This window comes from Acinetobacter sp. JADD-222 (assembly GCF_049310645.1).
In genome coordinates this window covers 243,121-269,976 of sequence record NZ_JBMOWI010000001.1, presented here as the reverse complement: position 1 = coordinate 269,976, position 26,856 = coordinate 243,121, and the positions used below count along the sequence as shown (strand labels likewise).

The 26,856-nt window shown below is 38.8% G+C and carries 20 protein-coding genes and 3 tRNA genes; 5 read left to right on the top strand and 18 right to left on the bottom strand.

The genetic code is table 11. From position 1 onward, the window contains the following. The first annotated feature begins 102 nt into the window (after positions 1-102). A complete protein-coding gene (locus ACO6UW_RS01280; RefSeq protein ID WP_002119060.1) occupies positions 103-1,410 on the top strand; it encodes a lipase family protein in 1,308 nt (435 codons plus the stop codon). A 103-nt stretch (positions 1,411-1,513) separates the two neighbouring features. Then, positions 1,514-1,714: a hypothetical protein gene (locus tag ACO6UW_RS01275; RefSeq protein WP_000082753.1), complete on the top strand. Its 201-nt coding sequence runs from the start codon at positions 1,514-1,516 to the stop codon at positions 1,712-1,714. 4 nt (positions 1,715-1,718) lie between these two features. On the opposite strand, the gene ACO6UW_RS01270 is transcribed toward ACO6UW_RS01275, so the two are convergent. The 6 genes from ACO6UW_RS01270 to ACO6UW_RS01245 form a co-directional block, all read right to left on the bottom strand. Continuing rightward, a complete protein-coding gene (locus ACO6UW_RS01270; protein ID WP_005068176.1) occupies positions 1,719-2,162 on the bottom strand; it encodes a DUF2726 domain-containing protein in 444 nt (147 codons plus the stop codon). A 56-nt stretch (positions 2,163-2,218) separates the two neighbouring features. Further along, positions 2,219-2,294 (bottom strand) — tRNA-Asn (locus ACO6UW_RS01265). Between the two features lie 181 nt (positions 2,295-2,475). Continuing rightward, a tRNA-Asn gene (locus ACO6UW_RS01260) sits at positions 2,476-2,551 on the bottom strand. Positions 2,552-2,559: 8 nt separating this feature from the next. Continuing rightward, positions 2,560-2,635: transfer RNA gene (locus ACO6UW_RS01255), tRNA-Asn, on the bottom strand. A gap of 146 nt (positions 2,636-2,781) precedes the next feature. Beyond that, entirely contained in the window at positions 2,782-3,408 is a 627-nt protein-coding gene (locus ACO6UW_RS01250; protein WP_000208083.1) for a superoxide dismutase, read from the bottom strand. Positions 3,409-3,553: 145 nt separating this feature from the next. Beyond that, positions 3,554-4,312 (bottom strand): Nif3-like dinuclear metal center hexameric protein, encoded by a 759-nt coding sequence (locus tag ACO6UW_RS01245; RefSeq protein WP_057062057.1) that lies wholly within the window; start codon positions 4,310-4,312, stop codon positions 3,554-3,556. Positions 4,313-4,506: 194 nt separating this feature from the next. On the opposite strand from ACO6UW_RS01245, the gene ACO6UW_RS01240 reads away from it, so the two are divergent. Beyond that, positions 4,507-5,682: a S1C family serine protease gene (locus ACO6UW_RS01240; RefSeq protein ID WP_057062056.1), complete on the top strand. Its 1,176-nt coding sequence runs from the start codon at positions 4,507-4,509 to the stop codon at positions 5,680-5,682. 42 nt (positions 5,683-5,724) lie between these two features. On the opposite strand, the gene ACO6UW_RS01235 is transcribed toward ACO6UW_RS01240, so the two are convergent. The 6 genes from ACO6UW_RS01235 to ahcY form a co-directional block, all read right to left on the bottom strand. Next, a complete protein-coding gene (locus tag ACO6UW_RS01235) occupies positions 5,725-6,963 on the bottom strand; it encodes a multifunctional CCA addition/repair protein (RefSeq protein WP_057062055.1) in 1,239 nt (412 codons plus the stop codon). A gap of 91 nt (positions 6,964-7,054) precedes the next feature. After that, complete coding sequence (locus ACO6UW_RS01230) at positions 7,055-9,325, bottom strand: NADP-dependent malic enzyme (RefSeq protein ID WP_057062054.1); 2,271 nt, start codon at positions 9,323-9,325, stop codon at positions 7,055-7,057. Positions 9,326-9,561: 236 nt separating this feature from the next. Next, the gene (locus ACO6UW_RS01225; RefSeq protein WP_057062053.1) at positions 9,562-12,414 is read right to left on the bottom strand and encodes a putative bifunctional diguanylate cyclase/phosphodiesterase; all 2,853 of its coding nucleotides are present in this window, start codon (positions 12,412-12,414) and stop codon (positions 9,562-9,564) included. A 134-nt stretch (positions 12,415-12,548) separates the two neighbouring features. Beyond that, positions 12,549-13,271, bottom strand: a complete 723-nt coding sequence (locus tag ACO6UW_RS01220) for a 16S rRNA (uracil(1498)-N(3))-methyltransferase (protein WP_002118152.1) — start codon at positions 13,269-13,271, stop codon at positions 12,549-12,551. A gap of 18 nt (positions 13,272-13,289) precedes the next feature. Then, positions 13,290-14,126: a methylenetetrahydrofolate reductase [NAD(P)H] gene (metF, locus tag ACO6UW_RS01215; RefSeq protein ID WP_057062052.1), complete on the bottom strand. Its 837-nt coding sequence runs from the start codon at positions 14,124-14,126 to the stop codon at positions 13,290-13,292. 71 nt (positions 14,127-14,197) lie between these two features. Then, positions 14,198-15,580, bottom strand: a complete 1,383-nt coding sequence (ahcY, locus tag ACO6UW_RS01210; RefSeq protein ID WP_032055391.1) for an adenosylhomocysteinase — start codon at positions 15,578-15,580, stop codon at positions 14,198-14,200. Between the two features lie 221 nt (positions 15,581-15,801). Between ahcY and ACO6UW_RS01205 the strand changes: the two genes are divergently transcribed. Next, entirely contained in the window at positions 15,802-16,338 is a 537-nt protein-coding gene (locus tag ACO6UW_RS01205; RefSeq protein ID WP_057062051.1) for a cysteine peptidase family C39 domain-containing protein, read from the top strand. A 37-nt stretch (positions 16,339-16,375) separates the two neighbouring features. Here the strand turns inward: ACO6UW_RS01205 and ACO6UW_RS01200 are convergent, their stop codons facing one another. The 3 genes from ACO6UW_RS01200 to lipA form a co-directional block, all read right to left on the bottom strand. Continuing rightward, complete coding sequence (locus tag ACO6UW_RS01200; RefSeq protein ID WP_057062050.1) at positions 16,376-16,759, bottom strand: carboxymuconolactone decarboxylase family protein; 384 nt, start codon at positions 16,757-16,759, stop codon at positions 16,376-16,378. A 106-nt stretch (positions 16,760-16,865) separates the two neighbouring features. Next, positions 16,866-19,328, bottom strand: coding sequence for an acyl-CoA dehydrogenase (locus tag ACO6UW_RS01195; RefSeq protein WP_057062049.1), 2,463 nt, complete (start codon positions 19,326-19,328; stop codon positions 16,866-16,868). 278 nt (positions 19,329-19,606) lie between these two features. Further along, entirely contained in the window at positions 19,607-20,620 is a 1,014-nt protein-coding gene (lipA, locus tag ACO6UW_RS01190; protein WP_002118167.1) for a lipoyl synthase, read from the bottom strand. Between the two features lie 196 nt (positions 20,621-20,816). On the opposite strand from lipA, the gene sthA reads away from it, so the two are divergent. Continuing rightward, positions 20,817-22,229 carry a Si-specific NAD(P)(+) transhydrogenase gene (gene sthA, locus ACO6UW_RS01185; protein ID WP_002118117.1) on the top strand — a complete coding sequence of 471 codons (1,413 nt, stop codon included), beginning with the start codon at positions 20,817-20,819 and terminating at the stop codon, positions 22,227-22,229. A 243-nt stretch (positions 22,230-22,472) separates the two neighbouring features. Here the strand turns inward: sthA and ACO6UW_RS01180 are convergent, their stop codons facing one another. The 3 genes from ACO6UW_RS01180 to ACO6UW_RS01170 all read right to left on the bottom strand — a co-directional run bounded on the left by ACO6UW_RS01180 (position 22,473) and on the right by ACO6UW_RS01170 (position 26,727). Then, positions 22,473-23,687, bottom strand: coding sequence for an MFS transporter (locus ACO6UW_RS01180; protein ID WP_057062048.1), 1,215 nt, complete (start codon positions 23,685-23,687; stop codon positions 22,473-22,475). 170 nt (positions 23,688-23,857) lie between these two features. After that, a complete protein-coding gene (locus ACO6UW_RS01175; protein ID WP_057062047.1) occupies positions 23,858-25,204 on the bottom strand; it encodes an MFS transporter in 1,347 nt (448 codons plus the stop codon). A 404-nt stretch (positions 25,205-25,608) separates the two neighbouring features. Further along, entirely contained in the window at positions 25,609-26,727 is a 1,119-nt protein-coding gene (locus ACO6UW_RS01170) for an OmpW/AlkL family protein (protein WP_032055410.1), read from the bottom strand. Positions 26,728-26,856 lie beyond the last annotated feature (129 nt).

Below are 26,856 nucleotides of genomic sequence, written 5' to 3'. Positions count from 1 at the left end.
GACCGTGAGGTTGAAAAGTGTTCTATGCAGAGCACTTTTTTTATGTCTTAATATTTGTGCATAAAAATATGCGGAATAAATAACACATAAAAAGGATATTCTATGAAACGGTCAAAAATTGCTTTAGCTATAACATTATCAACTTCAGCACTATTTCTTACAGCGTGTAATGACGATGATGATGACTATATTGGTGTAAATCCTGATAAAACTTATGTTTCTGAAAAATCCTATTCTAAGGATACCTTAAGTGGTGCTTCATCTATAAAAGTGATGACATATAACATGGTGAATGTACAAGGGAAAACAGCTGAAGCAACTGCTTTGGTAATGTTCCCTAAAGTTGCTCAACCGAAAGATGGTTATCGCGTAGTGGTATGGGAGCACGGCACAGTAGGTGTAGGGGATAGTTGTGCACCAAGCAACAATACGATTAATCCACGTTTTAAAATTCTAGCGGATACTTTATTAGCTGCTGGTTATGTGATTGTGGCACCTGACTATGAAGGTTTAGGTACTAGAGGCATGCATCCATACCTTAATTTAGGAAGTGAGGCTAAATCTGCAATTGCAGCAGTTAAAGCTGCTAAAGATCATTACGGTAGTCAGTTAAATAGTTCATGGATGTCAATTGGGCAGTCTCAAGGAGGCCATGCTTCATTAGGAACAGCTGAATTTGCTAATAACGACACTAACTACAAAGGAGCTGTTGCAACAGCACCAGCTTCTAGCCTTGGCGATATTATTTCTAAAATTGCTCCGCAAGCAATTAGAGACATTCTTCAGAAAGAGCAGGCTGGTACCGCACCTGTTGGTACGGCTGTGGAAGTGTATGCCGAGCTACTTGCATATGCTGCATATACCACAGTGGGTATTACTGCTTATGAACCTAAATTTAATTATCGTGCAATCTTTCAACAACGTTCTCAAAGTATAGCTGAGTTTGCAGAAGGCACTACGGGTGAAAATGGAGTCTGTTTAACTGATTTGCATAATAAATTTGCAGATGATATTCGAGATTTTCTTGCGACTAATACTGGTAAAACAGTTCTAGATTATCCAGGCCTAGCTGGTAATTTCCAGGAGAATCCAACGGTACAAAAATTCTTGGTAGATAATCAACCTGCTACCAAAAAAATTAATTCACCAGTCATGATTGTTCAAGGTACTGCGGATATGGCTGTACCATATCCTGTTACTAATGCCTTACAAGAGGGACTTAAAAAAATGGGAACTGATGTGACATTTGTACCTGTTGTTGGAGCTGCCCATACTCAGGCGATTGTATGTAGAAATGCTGAAATTTATCAATTTGTTCAATCTAAGATGCCAGCTAAAACAAATATAGTGCTTGATCCATCAGTAATAGATGCTAGTAAGAATGTTGAATGTACTGGAATAGCACAATAATTTTTTGTATTTAAAATCTTCAAATTAAAAAGGTCCTGAAAAGGGCCTTTTTTGTTATATTGTTACACAGTTTGATTTGATACTATTTGAGTTTGAAGAACTTATGAGCCAGCAACCTGTTGAAAAAAAATCTGTTCCTTGGTTATTAATGGGATTAGGTTTACTTATTCCTTTTCTAATTATTGGAATACTTTTCTTGGCTGCAAAAAGCGATGCTAAGAATAAAAAACAATATGAACAACAGCGTTTAGAGATGGCAAAAAGAATAGCTGAGAAAGAAGCTGCAAATTCTGAATCGAAATAGCTTGTTAATGAATATCCTTTTGTAATTGGCGTACAGTAGGAATATTTGTGTAACGCTTTACAAGGTAGCCTGCTTCAGTAAGCATTTGATCACGAATACGGTCTTCTTCTACTTTTTCAAGATGGGTAGGGTCATCTAGTTCAATGATGGCCATGACTTCCATCTTGTCGTTGAGCACAACAAAGTCAGTAACTTTACGATTGAACTGACTACGAATTTTATAGTCATTACTGGTAATTAATGCGCTAAACGCCACTTGTGCTAACACATGATAATTTGGAAAACTTTGTTTTAAACGTATAAACATTTGAGTTTCAAAGTTTGTAATGACAGGGCGAGCAAAGAATTTTTGTTTTGGAAATAAATAAGGGCGTAAACAAACAAGAAGAAAAATACAGGTGCTTACGCAACCTAAAACAATAAAAAATAAGTGACTCGATTCGAACATGTGAAGGCATCATACAAATAAAAACCCACTCATGATGAGTGGGTTTTTAAGAATCTTGGCTCTCCCACCTGGGCTCGAACCAGGGACCTGCGGATTAACAGTCCGTCGCTCTACCGACTGAGCTATGGGAGAATCTGGAAAAGGATTTTAGGCAGGAAAGAGGGCTGGGTCAAGCCTTAATAACAGAATTAGAGTGAATATCTAATCGTTTGGTTTAAAAATACTCGAAACATTGATTTTATTCAAAATAATGAAAAATTATTAAATCATTAGAAAAGAAAAAACCCGCAATAAATGCGGGCTTTTAGAATCTTGGCTCTCCCACCTGGGCTCGAACCAGGGACCTGCGGATTAACAGTCCGTCGCTCTACCGACTGAGCTATGGGAGATTAGTAGATGGCTCTCCAACCTGGGCTCGAACCAGGGACCTGCGGATTAACAGTCCGTCGCTCTACCGACTGAGCTATTGGAGAATCTGATGCGCATTTTATGGATGAAATCTAAAAGCGTCAATAAGAATATTAAAGAAAATGAATCGTTTGCTTGATTAATATGCTTTTGCTGTATTAAAAATAAAAAAACCACCCCAAATAGGGTGGTTTTTCATAAAGAAATAAAATTATTTCTCTACACCAGCTGGTTGACCTGCAAGTTTTGCATTTGCATAGTCCCAGTTCACAAGGCTTTCTAGGAAAGTTGCGATGTATTTAGGACGTAAGTTACGGAAATCGATGTAGTAAGCATGTTCCCATACGTCAATTGTTAATACAGCAATTTGGCCATGTGCAAGTGGAGTGTCTGCATTAGAAGTTTTAGTAATAGATAATTTACCGTTTACTTCATCAGCAACTAACCAAGCCCAACCTGAACCGAATTGAGTTGTTGCAGCAGCAGTAAATTCTTCTGCAAACTTTTCGTAGCTACCAAAAGCTTCGTCAATTTTAGCAGCGATTGCGCCAGTAGGCTTACCACCACCATTTGGCTTCATGCTGTTCCAGTAGAAAGTGTGGTTCCAAACTTGAGCAGCATTGTTGAAAATACCAGCTTTAGATGCATCACCAGCAGTCGCTTTAATGATTTCTTCTAAAGTTTTACCTTCAAGGTCAGTCCCTTTGATTAAGTTGTTTAAGTTAACAACATAGGTATTGTGGTGTTTATCGTGATGGTATTCTAAAGTTTCTTTACTAATATGTGGCGCTAAATCATCATAGCCATATGGAAGTGCAGGTAAAGTAATGGTTGTCATGTTCCTATTCCTTGCATTTGCTGGGTTATACAATTAAGTGGCTCTATTGTAAATGATTCAGGTAACAATAGGGCATCGTTTTAAAGAACTATACACAATAAAGATCTAATTAATACGCATAACACAGATTGAAAAAAAGACTTAATTAAATCGGATTATTCAATTCAAAATATTCAGCTTCAATTGAAAACTGTTTTGAGATCGCTTGTGCCAAACGCTGAACTCCATAACGCTCAGTAGCATGGTGACCACAGGCGAAATAGTGAACCCCTAGCTCTTTTGCTTCATAAAAAGTTCGTTCACTGACTTCACCTGAAATGTAAGCATCACAATTTTGCAAAGCAGCTTTAGCAATAAAATCTTGAGCGCCGCCCGTACAGAAGCCTACTTTTTGAATGCTTTGCTTTTCTGCTGGCAAATGAATCACTTTAAAATCAAAACTGTTTTGAAGCTGTGCTTTAAACTCATCTACAGAAACTGCTTGCTCTAAATAACCAATATTACCAATCGGATGTTTCTCGGTTAAATCGAGTGGTTCTAAATTCTTCAAGTTTAGTTTTTCTGCAATCGCTACATTGTTGCCCAAAGTTTGGTGTGCATCTAAAGGTAGATGATAAGCGACTAATGAAATATTATTTTGAATGAGTTTTTTAATGCGGTTGCCTCGCATTCCAGTAATTGGATACGGTTCACCCTTCCAAAAATAACCATGATGTACGAGTAATAAATCTGCATTTTGAGCAATTGCTGCATCAATCGCATCTTCGGAAGCAGTAACCGCACAAACGATACGTTTTACTTCAGTTGAACCTTCAATTTGCAGGCCATTTGGTGCGTAATCTTTAAATTCTGCCGCTTTTAAGGTTTGGTCGCACCACTGAATAATTTCATGCAAATTTGCCATGATATTTCCTGAATTGAGTAGTAAATAATTGCTAAAGCTATAGAAACATATTTTGTTGTGTAACTAAAGCTAGACAAATCTTTTTTGACTTTTTTATGTATATCGACATATTTAATTTAAAATGCTTAACTGAAAACTCTTTTTGTTCAATATATTAATTTAATTAAAAACTTCTTTGCGTAGAGGATATGAACGTGCGCCGCACCTTTACATGGTTACCTTGGGTGTTACTTATTATTGTAATTGCCAGTTTTATTGCATGGCAAAAATACCATCAGCCGAAACCAACTGTTGCAGTTGATGGGGTGCAAATGCCTGCTGAGAAAGTTGAACCACTCGTTTATACTTCGCGAGCGGGCGGGGTGGTATCTTATAGCGCTGCAGTAAAAGTTGCAGCGCCAGCAGTTGTTAATATTTTTACGACCCAGAAAGTTAAACAAAATCATCCTTTATTAAGTGATCCGGTCTTCCGTGAGTTTTTTGGAAATCAGGTTCCAGAACAACAACAGCAAAATGAAAATAGCTTAGGCTCTGGGGTTATTGTACGAGCTGATGGTTATATTCTGACCAATAATCATGTGATTGCTCAAGCTGATCAGATAGTAGTTGCATTACATGACGGCCGTCGTGCAGAAGCAACCATTGTTGGAACAGACCCTGATACTGATTTAGCTGTAATTAAAATCGATTTAGATAAATTACCCGTATTGCCATTTAAGTTGAGTGGTAATGAAGTAGGTGATGTGGTCTTAGCAATTGGTAACCCATTTGGCGTAGGCCAAACGGTAACTCAAGGTATTATTTCTGCGACTGAACGCTCTGATTTAGGCATTAATACCTATGAAGACTTTATTCAAACAGATGCCGCAATTAACCCAGGTAACTCTGGTGGAGCATTAATTGATGTGGCTGGGAATTTAATCGGGGTAAATACTGCTATTTTCTCTCAGTCAGGTGGTTCTTTAGGAATTGGTTTTGCAATTCCCGCTAAAGTTTGCCAACAAGTTTTAAACTCAATTTTGAAAGATGGCCGTGTAGTCCGTGGATGGTTAGGGATTAGTTTAGTACCGCCTACACAAGAAGATGTATTAGCACCTAAACAGCAAATCGGTGTTGTGGTTGCAGATGTCTTGAAAAATGGTCCAGCTGCATCAGCAGGTATTAAGATTGGTGATAAAATTATTCAGGTGAATAATCAACAAATCACTTCAGCATCTCATTTGATTAATTATGTTGCATTACAAGCGCCTAACAGCGAAATTAATGTAATAGTCGAGCGAGATGGGAAGCAACAAAACTTTGTGGTGACAGTAGGGGAAAGAAAAAACCAAAATACTCAATCACAATTTATACCGCTGCCTAAACAGTAAAGATAAAAAAGCCTCGTAATGAGGCTTTTTTCTTGGTGTTAATTAAGTATGAGACAGTGCTTGATGCTGATGTTTGAACTCAGTTAAAGCATCAATACGGTACTGAATGAGCATTTCACCAATCTCAGCACCTTTAATGTTTTCAGGTAAATCCTGAACTTTAATAGAGCGAACGATTTGCATCGCATTTAACATGTACTGAGCTTGTGGATAAGGTCGGTCTTCTAAACCTAATCTTCCTTTAGCGTCACATTCACATGCTTGTACAAAAGCTTCCACTCTCTCAGGGCGACGTAGTACGTCTAGACGCTGTAATAGACGCCATACTGTTCCTGGTTTTAACGACATAATCTGATGACATTTTAGATGTTCTTTACACACTGATAATGCCAACTGTCGAGTTTGAGTTGGAACTTTTAAACGTTCACATAATTCGGTAACAGGTTTTACTCCACGTTCTTCATGCATGATATGGCGAGGAAGTTCATTAGCTGGAGTCAATGCTTTACCCAAATCATGTACTAAAACAGCAAATCGAACATCAAGTGAATAGTTTGATTTACAAGCTTGCTGTAACGACATTAAGGTATGTATGCCGCAGTCCACTTCTGGATGATATTCAGGGCGCTGTGGTATACCAAATAATGCGTCAATTTCAGGGAAAAGATGTTTCAACGCCCCACAGTCACGTAATGTTTGAAAATAAACATCCGCATGATCTTCTAAAAGTGCGCGAGAAGTCTCTTTCCATACACGTTCTGGTGTTAAGGCATCAAGCTCACCTGATTCGGCCATGGTTTGCATAAGCTGCATTGTCTCTGGTGCAATCTGAAAACCATATGAAGAATAACGAGCCGCAAAGCGTGCAACACGTAAAACACGTAAAGGATCTTCAGCAAAAGCTTCTGAAACATGACGCAAAGTTTTATTTTCTAAATCTGTTTGACCGCCATATGGGTCGTATAGTTTGCCATCTTGATCCATTGCAATGGCATTGATGGTTAAATCACGGCGGATTAAATCTTCTTCTAAACTTACTGTGGTATCGGTAAAAAATTGAAAGCCGTGGTAGCCTTTACCAGATTTTCTTTCAGTACGTGCAAGTGCATATTCTTCTTTCGTTTCGGGATGAAGAAACACAGGAAAATCTTTGCCTACAGGTTGAAAACCTTGGGCGAGCATGTGTTCCGGCGTTGCACCGACAACAACATAATCTTTTTCTTGATAGGGATGCCCAAGTAAAAAATCACGGACGGCACCGCCTACTAAATACACTTGCATGAAAAAACCTCTATTCTTCAAGCAATCATGCTACAGAATAGAGGTTTTCTCAAGTCATTAGAGATGCTTTTCGTAAAAAGCAGTTTCTAAATTACTTTTCTTGTTGTTGGATTTCAGCAACAGTTAAAGCAGTCATATTGATAAGACGACGAGTCGTTGCTGTCGGCGTTAAAATATGAACAGGTTTTGCTGCCCCAAGTAAAATTGGACCAATAGTAACGTTGTTACCAGAAGTCGCTTTCAACAAGTTAAACGAAATATTTGCTGCATCTAGGTTTGGCATAATGAGCAAGTTTGCCGAACCTTTGAAACGTGAGCCAGGGAATGCAAATTGACGAATGTTTTCGTCTAATGCTGCATCACCGTGCATTTCACCTTCAACTTCAAGCTCAGGAGCTTGCTCAGATAAAATACGATAAACTTCACGCATTTTTTGAGCACTAGAGTCAGTCTGGTCACTACCAAAACTTGAATGAGAAAGTAGAGCTACACGCGGAGTAATACCAAAACGACGTACTTCTTCAGCTGCTAAAATAGTCATTTCAGCAAGTTGTTCAGCAGTCGGGTTTGTATTTACGTACGTATCAGCAATAAACAAGTTACGATCTTCAAGCATCAATGCATTTAGCGTGAAGAAGTTGTTCATACCTTCTTTTAGACCGATGACATTGCGTACAAAGTCAAGGTGAATGTTATAGCTACTGTAAGTACCACATAACATACCGTCTGCTTTACCGAATTTAACCAGTAGAGATGCAATTAATGTTGAACGGCGACGTGCTTCACGTTGAGCATATTCAACAGTAATACCTTTGCGTTGCATTGTTTGATAGTAGTCTTTCCAAAACTCTTCATACATCGGGTTTTGTTCTTGATCTACAATCTCAATGTTTACGCCATGTTGTAAACGTAAGCCTAATTTTTTGATATTAGCTTCAATTACAGCAGTACGACCTACTAAAATTGGTTTAGCTAAATCTTCATCAACTGCGATTTGCACTGCACGTAATACGCGCTCATCTTCACCTTCAGCATATGCGATGCGTTTAGGATCAGTTTTTGCTTGAGCAAAAATCGGTTTCATCAAGAATGCAGAGTTATAAACAAACTCAGATAATTTTTGACGGTATGCAGAGAAATCTTCGATCGGACGAGTTGCAACACCTGAATCCATTGCAGCTTTAGCAACAGCAGGGGCAATTTCTAAAATTAAACGTTGATCAAGTGGACGTGGAATTAAGTAGTCACGGCCAAATGAAGCAGATTTTTCGCCATAAGTTGCTGCATCTGCTTCTACGTGTGCCATACGTGCAATTGCATGTACACATGCAATTTTCATGTCTTCATTAATCGTTGTTGCACCAACGTCAAGCGCACCACGGAAAATGTAAGGGAAACATAATGCGTTGTTTACTTGGTTTGGATAGTCAGAACGACCAGTTGCCATGATTACATCAGGACGTACTTCATGTGCATGTTCAGGTAAAATTTCTGGATCTGGGTTTGCCAAAGCAAAAATAATAGGGTTCTCAGCCATCTGTTTCACCATTTCTTTGGTGAGAATACCAGCAGCAGAAAGACCCAAGAACATATCAGCACCAGCCATTACTTCATGTAACTGAGTTGCTTTAATGTCTTGAACATAACGTTTTTTCGATTCATCCAAGCCTTCACGTGAAGTAGTGAGTAGACCGCGAGAATCGGCAACAATGATATTTTCTTTATTTACGCCTAAAGCACAAAGTAAATCTAAACAAGAAAGGGCAGCAGCACCTGCGCCTGAAGCTACAATTTTGATTTCATCAATTTTCTTATTTACAAGTTGCAATGCATTGAGCAAAGCTGAACCTACAATGATACTTGTACCGTGTTGATCGTCATGGAATACAGGAATTTTCATGCGTTCGCGAAGTTTCTTTTCGATATAGAAACATTCTGGCGCTTTAATATCTTCGAGGTTGATACCACCGAAAGTTGGCTCAAGAGAGGCAACAATATCTACAATTTTATCTGGATCGTTTTCTGCAATTTCGATGTCAAATACGTCAACACCAGCAAACTTCTTGAAAAGTACGCCTTTACCTTCCATTACAGGTTTAGACGCTAATGGTCCAATATTACCTAAACCAAGAACAGCTGTACCGTTACTGACTACGGCAACCAAGTTTCCGCGAGCTGTATATTTAGCAGCAGCAGATGGATCACGCTCAATCTCTAAACATGGCACAGCAACTCCTGGTGAGTAGGCTAGAGCCAAATCTCGTTGGTTGACAAGTTGCTTACTTGGGGTGACGCTGATTTTCCCTGGGTTTGGATATTCATGGTAATTTAAAGCGGCCTGTTTTAAAGATTGATCGTCCATCTGAGTCTCTATTTGATACAAAAAAGCAAACTAGTCAAATTGCTCATTTAGGGAGAGGCAACTCACTTCTTTAACTACGCTTTAATTTTTACCAATTAAGAGAATAGTAGACGAATTGCCAATAGCCCCGTGGTGAGCTAAATGCTAAAGAATATAACACTACTTCTTTATTTCTCACAGTCAAAAACGCTCATTTTTGGAAAAAGCAGCATAGGTAAAATAGATGATTGGAACAATTAAGAAATATGCGGATTTGTTTGTAGATAAGGAATAATCTGCTCGGCAGGAATAGGGCGACTAAAGAAATAGCCTTGTAAAAAATCACATTGCTGTTTTTGTAGATAGGTGACTTGTTCTTTTGTTTCTACACCCTCAGCAACCAGTTTAAGTCCCATGCTTTTACCCATCGCGATCATTGCATTTACAATTGCTTCTTGTTTGTGATCACCAATTTTCGAAATGAAAGCACGATCAATTTTTAATACGTCAATTGGGTACTCTGTAAGATAGGCTAAAGATGAATAACCCGTACCAAAGTCATCTAAGGCAATGGAGATATCTCGTTGTTTTATCGCATGTAATAGCGTTTTTACATTGGCAGTATTGTCTAAAAGGGCTGACTCTGTAATTTCAAGTTCGAGATCTGAACCTTGAATATTATATTTTTGCAAAACCTCATCTAAGTCGTTGAGTAATAAGCCTCGATGTATTTGTTGAGCGACAATATTTACAGAGACTTGAATATTGATATAACCAGCATTTTTCCACTCTTGGAGTTGCTTTCCAACTTTATCTAAAACAACTTTCCCAATATCTGAAATCAGGCTACTACGCTCAGCAAATGGTATGAACATATTTGGCAGGATTAATCCTTTTTCAGGATGCTGCCAACGAATGAGTGCTTCAAAACCAATAATTGATTGATCGTGTAGATTAATTTTGGGCTGGTAATAAATGACAAATTCATCATTTTGAATGGCTTTACGTAGCTCTTGCTCTAAATCGGCAGCTTTATATGAGTGATTTGTTTTATTGCAGTAATAGCAAATTGTATTACCACCTAAACGTTTTGCCTCGGAAAGCGCTTGCTCTGCATGATTGTTGAGATGATCAATTTGTCTGCCATGTTCAGGAAAACATGCAACACCGATAGATGCGGTAATAAAATATTCGTGATTATCAATGTGAAAAGGCGCATTGAGTGCTTGTAAAATGTTTTGGCAATATTGCTCAACATTTGGATGAATTGGCGAAATCTCATAAATGATTGCAAAATCATCACTATTTAAATAGGCGACTAAAATCGCATTGATATTGATTAAGCGTAATCTTTGTGCGAACTGTTTAAGTAACTCATCACCACTATCATTATTTAAAAATTCATTGAAAGCTCGGAAGCGGTCAATATTTACCCGTATTAATGCTAGATTTTTAATGTTATATGAAGGGTTTACAAGATATTGATGTAATTGATTGTAGTAGTAAAGACGATTAGGCAGATGGGTGAGGCTATCGTAGTTTTTTAAGTAAGATAGGTGCTGCTCTTGGCGCTTTTGCTCAGTGAGGTCGCGTGCAAATCCAATATAATTGGTAATTTGATTGAATTCATCTTTGACCACATTGATATGCAACCATAAATATACGCTTTTACCAGAACTAAACTTTTCGTCAAACTGACCCATATATTCTCCTGTCTCCAAGAGCTGTTGGGTTATTGATGTATGAAACTGTTGTTGTAATTCTTTTTGATTAATTGTAATGCTAAATAGTTCTTTACTCAGAAGCTCTGACTTGGAAAATCCGGTTAATTTTTCATAGTAGGGATTTACATCAATATAGTTTAGGTGCTCATCTAAAATAAATATTCCTTCCGCAGCTTGCTCGAGCACAATTGCAGATAGCCTTAGATGTTCTTGATCCTTTTTCTCTTGATGTATATCACGGGTCATTCCCACCATACGAAGCGCTTTTTGTGTCTTTGGATCTCTGGTGATGACACGGCCTACATCATGAATCCATCTCCAAGAACCATCTCGACGTAAAATTCGAAAGGTGATATTAAAATGATCTGTAACGCCTTCCAAATGTTGTTTTAAACGTTCATCAAAAAGTTTTTTATCGCTTGGGTGTATACGATCTAATATCGTGTTGAGATGAATAACGGCGGTTTGAGTTTGTTTTTGTTGATCGAAAAATGTAATTTCCAATCTTTGACTTTCAATATCCCAATCCCAAGGCCGAATACCCGCTGTTTCATGTGCAAAAGCTAAATTATAGTGATGGCTTTCGAGTTGCTCATTCATTTTAGTGAGGTCATAGGTACGTTCACGTACTTTTTGCTCAAGTAAATGGTTATTAAATTGGAGCTGGGCTTCAATATCTTTGGACTTATTCACTTCTTGTTGGAGTTGTACACATAATTCTTCAGCCCATTGGGTGTGCTGGTCTGAAATTTGAACGAGCTGTTTATTTTTTAATAATAATTGAGAGGTCTTTTGGTAATTACGTTGAGTTGCATATGCACAAAGCACAGTTGCGACAAAGGTGAGGTTATAGGCTAAATAAAAAGGTAACTGAGTAATTGGATTATGTGTGAATTGAGCAATTAGTAGAGGGACAGTGCTAGGAATAAATAATAGATAAAAATATCGGGGTTGTTGGGTTAAAAAAGTAAGGCCAATGATATGAGCCGAAGTAATAAATAAAGCAATTAAAATATGAGCATCTGGTAGTGCAATTAATTCAGGAGGTAGATAAAAATGAATAATTGTGACATTTATTCCAATTAAAATTCCTGAGAATAAACAAATACTTTGTAAGATACGATCAGCTTTTTTTGTAAAATCAATCGTGCGATAGTGAGTTAAGATGTTGGGAATAAATAATAAGCAGACAAGAGCGACGACGGTAAGGCCAATAGACCAGCTAAATATTGTTATTGTAGATGAAAAATAGTAAGAAAAAATACCATATGAAATGAGGCACAGTAATATCAGGCTAATTAAATACCAGCGGATATATTGAATTGAAAGTTTCAGCTGTTCAATTTTTGTTTGATGCTGTAGATATTCTTCCTGAAGCCCAGACATAAGATTTTTCTATCCTATTTTTTTACATATATACAGAAAGAATCTGATTTATCAGTGAAAAAGAATTTGAAATTTTATTCATACAATAAAAGTAAGTTAACTTTAAATAATGATTTAATCAATGTGCAGAGAACTTAGGTGGATAAAAATCGATAATTTAAAATAGACAAGGCAACAACAGGGGCAGTTTCTGTACGCAAAACTCGGTCACCAATGCACCAGTTCATAAATCCAGCTTGATTGGCTTGGGTAATTTCATTTTCACTTAGGCCACCTTCTGGGCCAATCAATAAGGCAAGTTCAGGCTGTATTCCCGCCAATACATCTTTTTGTTCTTTTTCTGGTGCTAAAACAAATTTAGATTGAGGAAGCTCAGAAGAACTTAACCATTCATGAAGAGAAATAGGCGCTAATACTTCTGGAACCAAGTTCAAGCCACATTGTTCACATGCTGCAATTGCAACAGCTTGCCAATGATCTAATTTTTTTTGATCGCGGTCGTATTTTAAGCGCATTTCACAACGCTCACTTGTTAGCAATTGAATCTGACTTACACCCAATTCAGTGGCTTTCTGAATGGCATAATCCATTCGATCGCCTTTACTCATGACTTGACCTAAAACAGCTTTAAAAGGGGCATCACGGTTTGCAGGGTTAAAATTCTCAATGGTGACAAACGCATTTTTTTTATTAATTTCTGTCAAAGTCGCGAGATATTCCCCACCTTGTCCATTAAATAGAGTCGCTTGTTCTTGTAGTTGTGCACGTAAAACACGCACCCAATGATGGAATACTGATTCTGTCAGTTGAATTGTTGAGCCAACTGTAAGTTCAGTTTCGATAAAAAAACGGTTCATTGGGTGCGCCTTACAAAATTAATTTAAACCAAGATCAACAACGAGTTGACGAGTTGGTTCGATTTGATTCATTGAATAGAAGTGTAAGCTTGGCGCACCACCTGCAATAAGGCGTTCACACAACTTAACAACAACTTCATGACCGAAAGCTTTAATACTTTCACTGTCATCACCATAGGCTTGTAATTGCTTACGGATCCAGCGAGGAATTTCAGCACCCGTACCGTCTGCAAAGCGAATTAAGTTGCTTGCATTGGTAATAGGCATGATTCCTGGAGCCACCGGAATGTTAATTCCAGCTTGCTCTAAACGCTCTATAAAATAAAAGTAAGAATCTGGATTAAAGAAGAATTGAGTAATTCCTGCATTGGCACCAGCTTGTACTTTTTCAATAAAACGTTGAATATCTGAATCAAGATTTTCAGCTTGAGGATGCATTTCTGGATAAGCTGCAACTTCAATATGAAAATGCTCACCTGAGTGCTCACGAATAAAACGTACTAAATCCTGTGCGTACGGAAGTTCCCCAAGTCCAACCTGACCAGAAGGTAAGTCACCGCGTAAAGCAACAATACGGTTAATGCCTTGAGCTTTATATAAATCCAGTAACTCAGCAATACGAGCTTTATCATCACCAATACAAGAAAGGTGAGGTGCAACTGGTGTACCTTTACCATTGAAATCATCAATAGCAGCAAGAGTACGTTCGCGAGTAGAACCACCAGCACCATAAGTAATCGAGAAAAACTCTGGATTTAATTGCTGTAATTCTTGGTGAACAATACGAAGTTTTTCAGCACCGGCATCAGTTTTTGGCGGAAAAAACTCAAAAGAAATAGGTGTACGTTTAGTCATGTCAAATCCTTGTAAACAGCGAAACATTTTTAGAAAAAAGGGCAGTCGGTTCACCGTCTGCCCTTATGTTCTTAGTATTTGTAAGCGTCAGATTTGAATGGCCCCTCAACAGCAACGCCTAAATAATCAGCTTGCTCTTGAGTTAACTGAGTAAGTACACCACCGAAACCTGCAACCATTGCAGCAGCAACTTCTTCGTCAAGTTTCTTAGGAAGAACTTCTACGCGAATTTTTGCAGCTTTTTCACTTGCAGGTAGGTCGGCAAATTTCTCTTGGAATAAGTGAATTTGACCTAAAACTTGGTTAGCAAAAGAACCGTCCATTACACGTGATGGGTGACCAGTTGCATTACCTAAGTTTACAAGGCGGCCTTCAGAAAGAAGGATAAGGTAATCGTTTTCGTCTTCTGAACGATAAACTTGGTGAACTTGTGGCTTAACTTCAACCCACTTGTAACCACGTAAATAAGCCGTGTCAATTTCTGTATCGAAGTGACCGATGTTACATACAACTGCACCAGCTTTTAAGCTGTCTAACATTGCTGCATCGCACACGTGGTAGTTACCAGTAGTGGTTACAACAAGGTCAGTATTTCCAAGTAAGTCGTGGTTAATATCTTCTTTTTTGCCTGTTTGTACGCCGTTTTTGTATGGAGATACAACTTCATAGCCGTCCATACATGCTTGCATTGCACAAATCGGGTCAACTTCGGTTACACGAACGATCATGCCTTCTTGGCGTAAAGATTGAGCAGAACCTTTACCTACGTCGCCATAACCGATCACAAGTGCGCGACGGCCAGATAAAAGCATGTCAGTTGCACGTTTGATTGCGTCATTTAATGAATGACGGCAACCATATTTGTTGTCGTTTTTAGACTTGGTAACTGAGTCGTTTACGTTGATCGCAGGAACTTTCAAAGAACCGTCTTTCCACATTTCGATAAGACGTTGAACACCTGTTGTGGTTTCTTCGGTAATACCGTGAATACGTTCTAAAAGCGCAGGGTATTTTTCATGAACAAGAGCAGTTAAATCACCGCCATCGTCCAAGATCATGTTGGCATCCCAAGGTTGGCCATTTACATTAATCTGTTGCTCTAAACACCATACATATTCTTCTTCAGTTTCACCTTTCCAAGCAAAAACTGGAATACCGCGAGCAGCAATTGCTGCAGCAGCATGGTCTTGAGTTGAGAAAATGTTACATGATGTCCAGCGTACTTCAGCACCTAATTCAACAAGCGTTTCAATAAGAACCGCTGTTTGAATAGTCATGTGAATACAACCAAGAATTTTTGCACCAGCAAGTGGTTTGGAAGCTGCATAGCGTTTACGTAAGCCGATCAAAGCTGGCATTTCTGCTTCAGCAAGTTTAATTTCTTTACGGCCGTAATCAGCAAGAGAGATGTCAGCAACTTTGTAATCTGTAAATGAAGCATTAACCGCGTTCATCAGGATCTCCTAGGAAAAAATAGTATTGATCATTCTGTTCGCGGATGCCGTTGTTGGTTAAAACGAGCGTTTAACCGATCGTCGAGCCTGGCAAATTGATCTTTAGTGCCGATCAATTGTCGCAGCATCCCTCGACTAGCGAAACATTGTACTTGGAAAAGCTTTTAGTGCCAATCCAGTTTTGTTTATTATCTGCGTAATTATCACTTTAGATTCTAATTATGGCATTAAATATTCCCGAGTCGTTGGCAAGCCTAGAGTCAAACTGTGGCGTTTTTGCAGTTTGGATGGTGCTTCAGCATCATGGAGTACAAATTGATGTGGTTGAGCTGATTAATGTTTGCCGACACGATGAAGGAGGCACCTATACTATTGCCTTAGCTGTTGCTTTAAAGAAACTAGGATTTGAAGTGTCATTTCATTCAGATGAGGATCCTAGCATTAGCCAAAGCGAACGAATGAGCTATAAAGAAGCAAAGGTATTAAAAATTCCAACTGGACCAGCACTAAGCTATCAAGATATTCAAGCTGCAATTGAAAATGGAAAAATGGTGATTGTCTACTACGATACTTTAGAAGGGGTTGGAAACCAGTCGCTCATTTATTCTATAGATCAAAATGAAATTTGCTTTTTTGATAGTTTTGAACCGATGTCAGCGGGAGTTTTTGAAAAGCAGCGTCAAGTAGAGGGGATTTGCCGTCAGGCTATTGTGATTGATGACCGTAATTTTCAGATGCATTCATCCAAATTGAATTAGATAAGAAGAGCCAGTAGAGTGCTGGCTCATATTGAAGTTATTTTTGTTGATATTCTTGAATTACTTCTAAAGCAGCACGAAAAGCTTCTTGTGTAGCAGGGGCGCCGCAATATGGCAGGCTGTGCAATAAAGTTTCTTGAATCTCTTCAACTGTACAACCATTGTTGAGTGCACCACGAACATGGCCTTTGAGTTCGGTTGGTGATTTAAGTGCCGTGAGCATTGCCAAAGTAATTAATGAACGATATTTACGAGGTAGCACACCTTCACGTTGCCAAGTCGATCCCCATGCATGTTCATTAATCCAGTCTTGTAAAGGCTGGGTAAAGGGTACGGTATTTTCTTGGGCGCGTTTTACAAAAGTTTCTCCCATCACTTCTGTGCGAACTTTTAATCCATTTTCGTAATCTTGCTTAGACATTAATTTCTCCTAAAAATAAAAGCGTCGATTGACGCTTTTATGGCTGTTTATTAATTAATGCGAATCAAGTGTGATTGCAATAGTGAATTAGTGGAGGCATCGGTCACTAAATTTGATGAGGGTTCGACAAAGGAAGATCTTTATTTAAATCTTCATCAAACACATCTGTAAGCATGCTATCGAATCGAATTGCGTTGTATTGCGATAATTGTTGAGCTTCGCTTTCAGAAATAAAGCCTTCTTTTATCGCTTGTGCAATATTCTCTTCGAAAGTAAGTCCTGTAAATTTGCCTTTAGATTCAGCTTTTTTAAACTTATCCCAAAGTGGTTCAAGCGTTCGCAGAATTTGGAAAGTATGCTCTAAACGCCCAGTTACATCATCGGCTTTGGTAGAATAAAATACGTGATGTTTAAGCTGTTCTCTGAAAGGGTGCTCTTGCATCATAAGTTCAGCGACTTGTTGTTTTAACTCATCATCTGGTTTTGAAATGATACGACCAAAAGGGAAACAGATCCATTTTACAAATGCTGCGGGAAGTTTAGCTGGGAAGTTTTCAAATAATCCCCAAAATGCTTCCTGAATATTCAAGAAAGCTTTTTGTAGCGCTAATTTTGCATGAAGTTGTTCGGCTTCAGTTTTTTGGCCAGCTTCATAAAATTTTAAAATCGCAGTAGAAATAAAGAGGTGCGCGTGAATATCTGCCAAGCGTCCTGATAACATTTCTTTGCGTTTTAAGTCGCCTGCAAGTAAACCAAGTGACATATCCGAAACAAGTGCGAAGTTGGCACTAAAACGGTTAATCGTCTTATAGTAACTTGCAGTGAATTGATCTACTGACTGAGGCGCATCGCTTGAGCCACCTGTCCAACCGTAGGCAAATGATCTAGCACCACGGTTAAAGGTATAGGCTAAATGTTTAAATAACAAATCATCGAATTTTTTGACTGAGTTATTTTTATCTTCAGATTGAAGGAGTTGTAACTCTTCAAATAGATAAGGATGACAACGCATTGAGCCCTGACCAAAAATCATCAATGAACGGGTCAAAATATTTGCACCTTCTACCGTAATAGCAATTGGAATTGCTTGATAGGTAAGGGCAAGGAAATTACGTGGTCCAAGTTGAATAGCACGTCCTCCAGCAATATCCATTCCGTGATTGACAACTTTACGCATCGTTTCAGTTGCATAATATTTTGCCATAGCAGTCATCACGGCAGGTGTTCCACCTTGGTTTAGGCCACATGTCACTAAATAACGGAATGCTTCAAGCATATAAGCATCGCTGGCAATTTCGCTGGTTGCTTCTTGTACGCCTTCAAATTTACCGACAGAAATATTAAATTGCTGGCGAATTTTCGCAAAAGCACCAACGGTTAAATAGCTCATTTCACCTGCGGCTGTGGCTAATGCTGGAAGGGAAATACCACGGCCCACACCTAAACATTCCATGAGCATACGCCAGCCTTTACCGGCATTTTCTTGGCCACCAATAATCCAGTCAATAGGAATAAAAACATCTTCTCCTTCTACGGTTCCATTCATAAATGGTGAACCAGGATAATGGCGTGCTCCTATTTTTACACCTGCATGACTTGCAGGAATTAAGGCACAAGTAATACCGTATTCTGTTTTGTTTTTATCTCCCAGTAGGCCTTCTGGATCATAAAGTTTAAAGGCTAGACCAACAACGGTGGCAATTGGCGCAAGCGTAATCCAGCGTTTAGAGAAATTCATGCGCAGACCAAGGACTTGAGCACCTTCATATTCACCGTAGCAAACAACGCCCGAATCTGGAATCGCGCCGGCATCTGAACCTGCTTCTGGGCTGGTTAAACCAAAGCATGGGATCTCTTCACCTTTAGCAAGGCCCGGTAAATACTGCTGTTTTTGTGCATCTGTACCGTAGTGCATGAGTAGCTCACCCGGTCCTAATGAGTTTGGAACCATACAACTCACAGCTGTGGTGAGTGAGCGGGAAGCAATTTTGCTCATAATACGGCTTTGAGCAAATGAGCTAAATTCTTTACCCCCAAATGACTTTGGAATAATGAGGCCTAAAAAACCTTTGTCTTTAATAAATTGCCAAACTTCTGGTGGCAGATCTTTTAAGTGATGATGAATCTCCCATTCATCTAGCATGCTACAAAGGAGCTCAACTTCATTGTCGATAAAACTTTGTTCTTCTGCTGACAGCGTTGGGTAGGGATATTTTTCAAATTGTGACCAATCGGGTGCCCCCATAAATAATTCTTTTTCCCACCAACTGGTACCTGCCTCTAAAGCCTCTTGTTCAGTCGTACTGATGCTCGGCATTGAGTTCGCTAATGTTTTATATGCAGGTTGAGTAATCAGATTAAAGCGTAATGGTGCAAATAAAATAATGATACTAAGGGCAATAAGGGGAGTACCTAAAAGGAGAGCCCATGGCGTTAATATGAGTGCAGTAAGTATGGCTACAGCAATCGTAATAACACTACCAATGGTTCTATTTAGATTAAAAAAGAAAATTGCCCATATTGCAAAAAGCTGAATGACAACGCTTAAAACAAAGAGTAGGAAAATCATACTTGCTCCTTGCTAGATAAGCCCTCAAGTTAGAAGTTACAAAAAGCGAGGAGAGATTTAAGGCTTAACTAGCTAATTTTTAATGCTGTTTAAATTTAATTTTTTATGTCGCAATTGATGTATATGCTAGAGCAGGGATATATCGTACTTTTAGGTATAAGATATTTTTAAGTGAAAGTGTAATGGGTTGTTTTATCGATTTGTCAAGAAATGTTATTGATTTTCTTATACAAATAAAAAGCCCTCTAACGTAGAGGGCTTTTATAGATATTTAATTTTTAAGCTTCGACAACTTGAACCGCGATTTTTTTAGCTGGATCTACTTTGCGACGAACTTCTGGTACTGGTTCACCGTGGTATTGACGATCAGCAAAGTAACTTGAACGAACCATTGGTGCAGACCAAATATTTCTAAAGCCAAGTTTACGGCCATGCTCTGCATAACGTTCGAACTCTTCTGGTGTTACAAAGCGGTCAATTGGCGCGTGTTGTTTAGAAGGTTGTAAGTATTGACCAATAGTCACATAGTCAACATCGTGAGCACGCAAGTCATCAAGCAAAGCAATAACTTCTTCTTCAGTTTCACCGATACCCACCATCAAACCGCATTTTGTTGGGATGTCAGGACAATATTCTTTAAACATTTTTAATAAGTTTAAAGAATGTTGATAGTCTGAACCTGGACGCATTGCTTTATATAGACGTGGCACAGTTTCGATGTTGTGGTTAAATACGTCTGGCGGACATTCAGTCATAATGCGCAAAGCAATATCCATACGTCCGCGGAAATCTGGTACTAAAATCTCAAGCAATGTATTTGGGCTTAGTGCACGAGCTTCTTTGATACAGTCCACAAAGTGTTGTGCACCGCCGTCAAGTAAGTCATCACGGTCAACCGAAGTAATTACCGCATATTTGAGCTTAAGATTAGCAATTGTCTCTGCCATATGACGAGGTTCATCTGCATCGAGTGCATTTGGACGGCCATGTGCTACATCACAGAAAGGGCAACGACGTGTACAAATATCACCCATGATCATGAATGTTGCTGTACCACCACCAAAACATTCTGGTAGGTTTGGACAAGCAGCTTCTTCACAAACGGTATGGAGTTTTTGAGCACGTAAAGTGGTTTTAATACGCTGAACTTCTTCTGGTGCCGTCATCTTGACACGAATCCAGTCAGGTTTACGCGGCACTTCAACCGTAGGTACAACTTTTACAGGAATTCTTGCGACTTTTTCTGCGCCACGAAGTTTTACACCCTGTTCAGGTTTACGGTGTTCTGACATATTTAACTTTTCCACTCGTTTATAGAGACATTGACATTGTATTATAGCGAACTTCTGCGGTTAATAGCGGAAAATAACTATTCATATAATAAATGTGGTTATTCAGAAATATAGGGTTGAGAAATACATAAATTCACCGCATATTAGCCATAATTTATTATAAAATATGGTCATTCAAGTGAGGAAGGAGCTTTCAATGCCACGTAAAAAAGAGGTCGTTAGTGGGAATTTCGTTAAATACGATGCGGTAGTTCTCGGTTCTGGACCTGCAGGTGAAGGCGCGGCAATGAAGCTTGCAAAAGCGGGTAAGCGTGTTGCAATTGTAGATGTGCGTGATCAACTGGGTGGTAACTGTGCACACGTTGGTACCATTCCAAGTAAAGCATTACGTCAAACAGTTTCTAGTATTATTCGCTATCAGCGTGATCCAATGTTTCAAAAAGTAGGTGAATGGAAACAGTTCACCATGAAACAGGTTTTGCGTAATGCACACAAAGTAATTCAACAACAGGTTGATACGCATACACGTTTTTACGATCGTAACAAAATCGGTGTATTCCACGGCCGTGCATATATTCAAGATAAAAATACAGTTTTAGTTTTTAGCCATGAAGGCATTAAAGAAACAATTATCTGTAAGCAAATCGTGATTGCTACAGGTAGTCGTCCTTATCATCCGCAAGGTTTAGACTTTGACCATCCTCGCGTATTTGATTCGGACAAAATCCTTGATCTTGATTATTCAATTCAAAAAATCATTATTTACGGCGCAGGTGTTATTGGCTGTGAATATGCCTCAATCTTTATTGGTCTAGATCATAAAGTTGACTTGATCAATACTCAGCAAAAACTATTAAGTTATCTAGATGATGAAATTGCTGATGCTTTGTCTTATCACTTACGTGAACAAGGTGTATTGATTCGTCACAATGAGCAAATGGATCATCTGGAAACGTTTGATGACCATGTTGTACTACATTTACAAAGTGGTAAAAAGATTAAAGCCGATGCAATTCTTTGGTGTAACGGTCGTTCAGGAAACACTGAAGGTTTAGGCCTTGAGAATGTTGGTTTAGTACCAAATAACCGTGGTCAACTTTCAGTAAATGATCAATACCAAACTGAAGTTGAAAATATTTATGCTGCTGGTGACGTGATTGGTTGGCCATCACTTGCTTCTGCTGCTTATGACCAAGGGCGCTGTGCTGGCGCAAACATGAGTGGTGAAGATGCGAAGCCAGTACGTGATATCCCAACAGGTATCTATACCATTCCAGAAATCTCATCAATTGGTAAAAATGAACAGGAACTAACGGAAGAGAAAATTCCGTATGAAGTAGGTCAAGCTTCTTTCCGTCATTTGGCTCGTGCGCAAATTACCGGTGATACAGTGGGTGAGTTAAAAATTCTTTTCCACCGCGACACTATGGAAATTTTAGGTATTCATTGTTTTGGTAATAACGCTGCCGAAATTATCCACATTGGGCAAGCAGTTATGCACAGCCCAAACAATACTCTGAAATATTTTGTTGAAACAACGTTTAACTATCCAACAATGGCAGAAGCATATCGTGTAGCTGCGCTTAATGGTATGAATCGTTTGTTTTGATTTTAAATAAGTTTTCCATAAAAAAGCCCGCAAACTTGCGGGCTTTTTTATTTTCATTAGACCATAGGTTTTTTATATTTTTATGACAATTTGCAGTATGCGTCTGGCTGTCTATATCTCTAGTGGGCACAAAATGCTTGATTGAAATATACAAATAAATCAGGAGTTTGTTTCCATAAAATGATTGAACAGGCCAGCAGAGTAATCACGAGCAAAGTCATAATTGTTTTCAAAAGTAAGGCATTATGCGTCATGAATAACAGCCTCCTCATTTACAAAGAAATGTACGATTACCCCTAATATACTCAAAGCTATTGAACATAGCCAAATCGCATTGTAATTACCTGTTAAGTCATGGTTAACACCGCCAAGCCAACCGCCAAAGAAAGAACCGACTTGATGGGTGAAAAACACAATACCACTTAACATTGAAAGGTATTTAACACCGAACATATTTGCGACAATGCCGTTGGTAAGTGGAACTGTAGAGAGCCATAAAAGTCCCATAATGACGCCAAAAGCATATACCGTATAAGTGCTTAGAGGTAATAGTAAAAAGGCGATGATTGCGATGCCGCGGCTACCGTAAAGTGCCATTAATAATTTAGGTTTTGAGAATCGATCTCCCAGCCAACCCGCCCCATAAGTTCCCACAATATTAAATAGTCCTACTAATGCCAGAAACACAGTTCCTGTAGCTGCATCAAAGCCATGATCGATTAAATAGCCCGGCAGATGAACGCCTAAAAAGACCACCTGAAACCCACAGACTAAAAAGCCTAAAGCTAACCACCAGAATGGCTTATGTTTTCTAGCAATATTCAGTACTTGTTTAAATGTGAGCTGTGGTTCAGCAATTGCTTTTGGCGTTTGATTGCTTGGTCCTTTTAGCATCCACGCTAGGGGAGTGATAAGCGCAATTAACAGCGCACTCACCATTAAAGCTGACGACCATCCTACCGTTTTAAGCAAGAGAAGGGTGGAAGGTAGCATAATAAACTGACCAAAAGAGCCTGCTGCACTGGCAATACCCATTGCCATACTTCTTTTTTCTGGAGGGGCAGCTCGGCCTACTGCACTCAGTAAAACCGTAAAAGAGGTTGCTGATAAAGCTAAACCAATAATAAGACCTAAGCTTAAATTCAAAATGAGTACACTCGAACTAAAAGCCATTAAAAGTAGGCCTAGGGTATAAAGTAAGCCACCAACAGCAACCACAACTTTACTGCCATATTTATCTGCAATTGCACCGGTAAAAGGCTGAACAGCTCCCCAGATCAGGTTCTGCATGGCTATCGCAAGACTAAAAACATGCTGTCCCCAGCCAAATTCATGGCTCATGGGTACAAGGTAGAGACCGAAACCATGACGGACACCTAATGAAAGGGCCAGAATAATTGCACTGCCAATCAGCATATAGATAAGGGATTGAGAAAATTGGTTGCCAGTTTTAGTCATGATTAATGGAAAATTATAATAATGATGATTTATTGTAGAAGATATATCGAAAAATATCGATATAGTTGGAGGGAATATATAAGAAGAATTAAAAAGTTCTTAAGGATCGTATTTTATGACAAGAAAATTAAAGAAGCAGACATCATTTTGATCTCTGCTTCTTGTAGAAATTAAGCTGCGGAATTACGTTCAAGTAATGCTTGTTCAAAAAGTACTTGTTCTTTTTCTTTATGTTCAGTCGTGAAGCGAATTAGAATTACGCTACAGCCTGCGACCATAACCAAACCACCTAAAATAAATAGACAAGTTTGAACATCTAGCAAACCTTTTAATAAGAAGCCAGCTGCAACAGCACCCGCATTGCCGCCTGCGCCAATAATGCCTGCAACACCACCTAAAGCATTACGATCAATAAATGGTACGAGAGCATATGTCGCGCCACAAGCCATATGAGTAAACAGGGCAAAAAACGTCATGGAAATAATTGCAAGAGCAACCACATTCATTTGAGAGAAAAGAATTAAGAATAAGCCTTCACCTAAAATCATGAGGACCAGTACTTTAGTACGGCCATCTAAACCTTTTTTGAGTGCAACTTTATCGGAAATAATACCGCCAAGTGCACGAGCAAAAAGTGCAAGAAGACCAAATATCCCCGCGGTTAATCCAGCAGTTTTTAAATCCATTTTGAACTGATCAACATAATACATTGCTGCAACGTTATGGATAAAAATTTCAATCCCGAAACATGCACCATAAGCCACAAATAAAATCCAGACACGGTAGTTACGAGCAGCTTGCATTAAAATAGCCATACCACCTTTTTTACCACTGCCAACTTCAATCCCTTGTGCGCGGACTTCTTTGAAGTTTCCTTGAGGACAGTCTTGGGTGAGTTTCCAATAAAGAATACCAACAATGACCATCATTACGCCTGGTACGATTAGTGCAACACGCCAACCCATAGTTTGTTCGACACCGAACATGACAATTGCACCAAGTAATAAAGGCATTAGAGCTTGGGTTGCACCGCCACCAGCATTACCCCAACCAGCTGCTGCCGCATTTGCTGTACCTACAACATTAGGTGCAAACATAACGCTTGTATGATATTGCGTAATAACAAAGCTTGCGCCAATTGCACCAATCAGTAAGCGGAAGAATAAAAAAGACTCATAACTGTTAGCAGCAGCAACCCCAAATACAGGAATACTGCCAAGCAAGAGAAGAGCTGTATAGGTAATCCTCGGTCCATATTTATCACAAAGCGGACCGACAGCGAGTCGTACTAAAATCGTAATTGCAACGGCGGCAATATTGATATTGGCAATTTGGTCTTTGGTTAAGCCGAACTCACCTTTAATAACAGGCATTAATGGTGCACAAGCAAACCATGCGAAGAAGCACACAAAGAATGCGAGCCATGTCATGTGGAAAGCGCGCATTGCAGGAGTAGAAAAGCTAAATAATTTTATTTCAGTTGCTTTTTTTGCATCTAGATTGATATTTGAAGACATACGCCGTCCCTCTGAACTGAACGAAATTTTAATTTGCATGGCAATTTATTGCCTATCTGCAGACCGATCAGAGCGGACATCGTTGGCCGTCTTGGTTTATTCATTGAATCATCGTTGACTCATCTTGCTATGAATAAAGCAAAGCTTGTGCCAAAAAATTAATTTTACTAAAAAGGAAAAATTACTTTCTAATTCTATTGAGTTAGTTTATTAAAAATAAAATTAATTAAAAAACAGAAATAAATCAGTAAATGGTCATAAGAGAGGAAGGCGGTAAATTTTTTCAATCGGCTTTATAAAAGTGCTCATTTTTTTAGCATTTTGATTTAAAAAGAAGCAAAATGTGGAAAAAAGAAAGCTATAAAAACATGCATAAGTTTTTATAGCTTTGGGTGACACAAAAATTAGAAGCGGTAACCGACACCAACATATGTAATGAGGGGGTCAATATCAATTTTGGTATTCGCTTTAATTAGTTCTTTACCTGTATTTTGGTCAGTCACATAGATTTTTGCTTCACTATTCATTTTGGAATATGAAACTGAACCAACAGCAAACCAGTTTGGGTTGAAGTCATACGATGCACCTAAAGTTACAATAGGGGCAAAAGTATCGGTCGCTTCTAGTTTAACGATAGGATTTGCTGATGATGTTTTGCGATCTAATGCTGCACCAGCTTTACCATCATGGATATTCTGGATCATGTGACCCGCTTGAATTAAATCGGCCTCAATACCGGGATTCATTTTTAAATCATTAAAGTATGCATACATCACGCCAGCTCCGATATAAGGACGGAACTTATTTACCCCTGACTTACCAAATTGATAATGTAGTTCAACGGCTGGTAACCATGCACGAGCAGTCGCAGCCTTACCCCCCTGAGAAAGATCAGTAATATGCAGGTCTTGTTTTAAAGGAATATCTCCACCCGCCTCGGAAATTCCATCTCCTATGATTCCTCCTATTAAAGATCCGTCTTTTAGAGGAGTCGCTTTTCCAGAAAGGGGAGCATAAATATTACCTTTTCCATTAATATCTACTTTAGGAGGAATACCACCTTTAATTTCTAAAGATAAATTGTCCGTAAAGTTGTAATTAAACATAAGACCAACAGTATCAACATCAGCAGCTTCTAAGCCAGAACCTTGTTGTTGCCATTGAGAAAGACCATTAACTTCTGCTGTACCTGCAAGTGATGAGGGAAGAGTGTCTGTAAACTTATCAAGAAGGCTAATAGTGCTATACCAGAATTTTCCTGAAGTTTTACTTTGGTCGATTGCATCTAAAACGGCTTTTGTAGATACATCTCCAACTTTAGATGTTGTACCTTCTGCAACGCTAGTATTGATATTGACAGGGTTTCCTGAGCCTTGAGGCATAGCATGGAGCCAACCAGCAGAGACAGAAAAACGTTTGAAGCCATCGCCATCTTTAAAACTAAAATATGGTGAAGCGGCATAAGTGAATGTTGGCAGAGCAAAAAAGGCAGCTGTCATACAAAATAATGACTTTTTCATCATAAAAGGACTCCATGTCCGACATTTGTTTACTGATTTTTATTGAGCCCACCATACCTTGTTTTATTGAATAGATTGTGTATTAAAAATTAATAATTGTAATTTTTTTGAAATATTTGTTTATATTTGGAA

Bases quoted from the DNA above. Each gene is read 5' to 3' on its own strand.
- ACO6UW_RS01280 (WP_002119060.1), top strand. From the start codon at position 103: ATGAAACGGTCAAAAATTGCTTTAGCTATAACATTATCAACTTCAGCA.
- ACO6UW_RS01275 (WP_000082753.1), top strand. From the start codon at position 1,514: ATGAGCCAGCAACCTGTTGAAAAAAAATCTGTTCCTTGGTTATTAATG.
- ACO6UW_RS01270 (WP_005068176.1), bottom strand. From the start codon at position 2,162: ATGTTCGAATCGAGTCACTTATTTTTTATTGTTTTAGGTTGCGTAAGC.
- ACO6UW_RS01250 (WP_000208083.1), bottom strand. From the start codon at position 3,408: ATGACAACCATTACTTTACCTGCACTTCCATATGGCTATGATGATTTA.
- ACO6UW_RS01245 (WP_057062057.1), bottom strand. From the start codon at position 4,312: ATGGCAAATTTGCATGAAATTATTCAGTGGTGCGACCAAACCTTAAAA.
- ACO6UW_RS01235 (WP_057062055.1), bottom strand. From the start codon at position 6,963: ATGCAAGTGTATTTAGTAGGCGGTGCCGTCCGTGATTTTTTACTTGGG.
- ACO6UW_RS01230 (WP_057062054.1), bottom strand. From the start codon at position 9,325: ATGGACGATCAATCTTTAAAACAGGCCGCTTTAAATTACCATGAATAT.
- ACO6UW_RS01225 (WP_057062053.1), bottom strand. From the start codon at position 12,414: ATGTCTGGGCTTCAGGAAGAATATCTACAGCATCAAACAAAAATTGAA.
- ACO6UW_RS01220 (WP_002118152.1), bottom strand. From the start codon at position 13,271: ATGAACCGTTTTTTTATCGAAACTGAACTTACAGTTGGCTCAACAATT.
- metF (WP_057062052.1), bottom strand. From the start codon at position 14,126: ATGACTAAACGTACACCTATTTCTTTTGAGTTTTTTCCGCCAAAAACT.
- ahcY (WP_032055391.1), bottom strand. From the start codon at position 15,580: ATGAACGCGGTTAATGCTTCATTTACAGATTACAAAGTTGCTGACATC.
- ACO6UW_RS01205 (WP_057062051.1), top strand. From the start codon at position 15,802: ATGGCATTAAATATTCCCGAGTCGTTGGCAAGCCTAGAGTCAAACTGT.
- ACO6UW_RS01200 (WP_057062050.1), bottom strand. From the start codon at position 16,759: ATGTCTAAGCAAGATTACGAAAATGGATTAAAAGTTCGCACAGAAGTG.
- ACO6UW_RS01195 (WP_057062049.1), bottom strand. From the start codon at position 19,328: ATGATTTTCCTACTCTTTGTTTTAAGCGTTGTCATTCAGCTTTTTGCA.
- lipA (WP_002118167.1), bottom strand. From the start codon at position 20,620: ATGTCAGAACACCGTAAACCTGAACAGGGTGTAAAACTTCGTGGCGCA.
- sthA (WP_002118117.1), top strand. From the start codon at position 20,817: ATGCCACGTAAAAAAGAGGTCGTTAGTGGGAATTTCGTTAAATACGAT.
- ACO6UW_RS01180 (WP_057062048.1), bottom strand. From the start codon at position 23,687: ATGACTAAAACTGGCAACCAATTTTCTCAATCCCTTATCTATATGCTG.
- ACO6UW_RS01175 (WP_057062047.1), bottom strand. From the start codon at position 25,204: ATGTCTTCAAATATCAATCTAGATGCAAAAAAAGCAACTGAAATAAAA.
- ACO6UW_RS01170 (WP_032055410.1), bottom strand. From the start codon at position 26,727: ATGATGAAAAAGTCATTATTTTGTATGACAGCTGCCTTTTTTGCTCTG.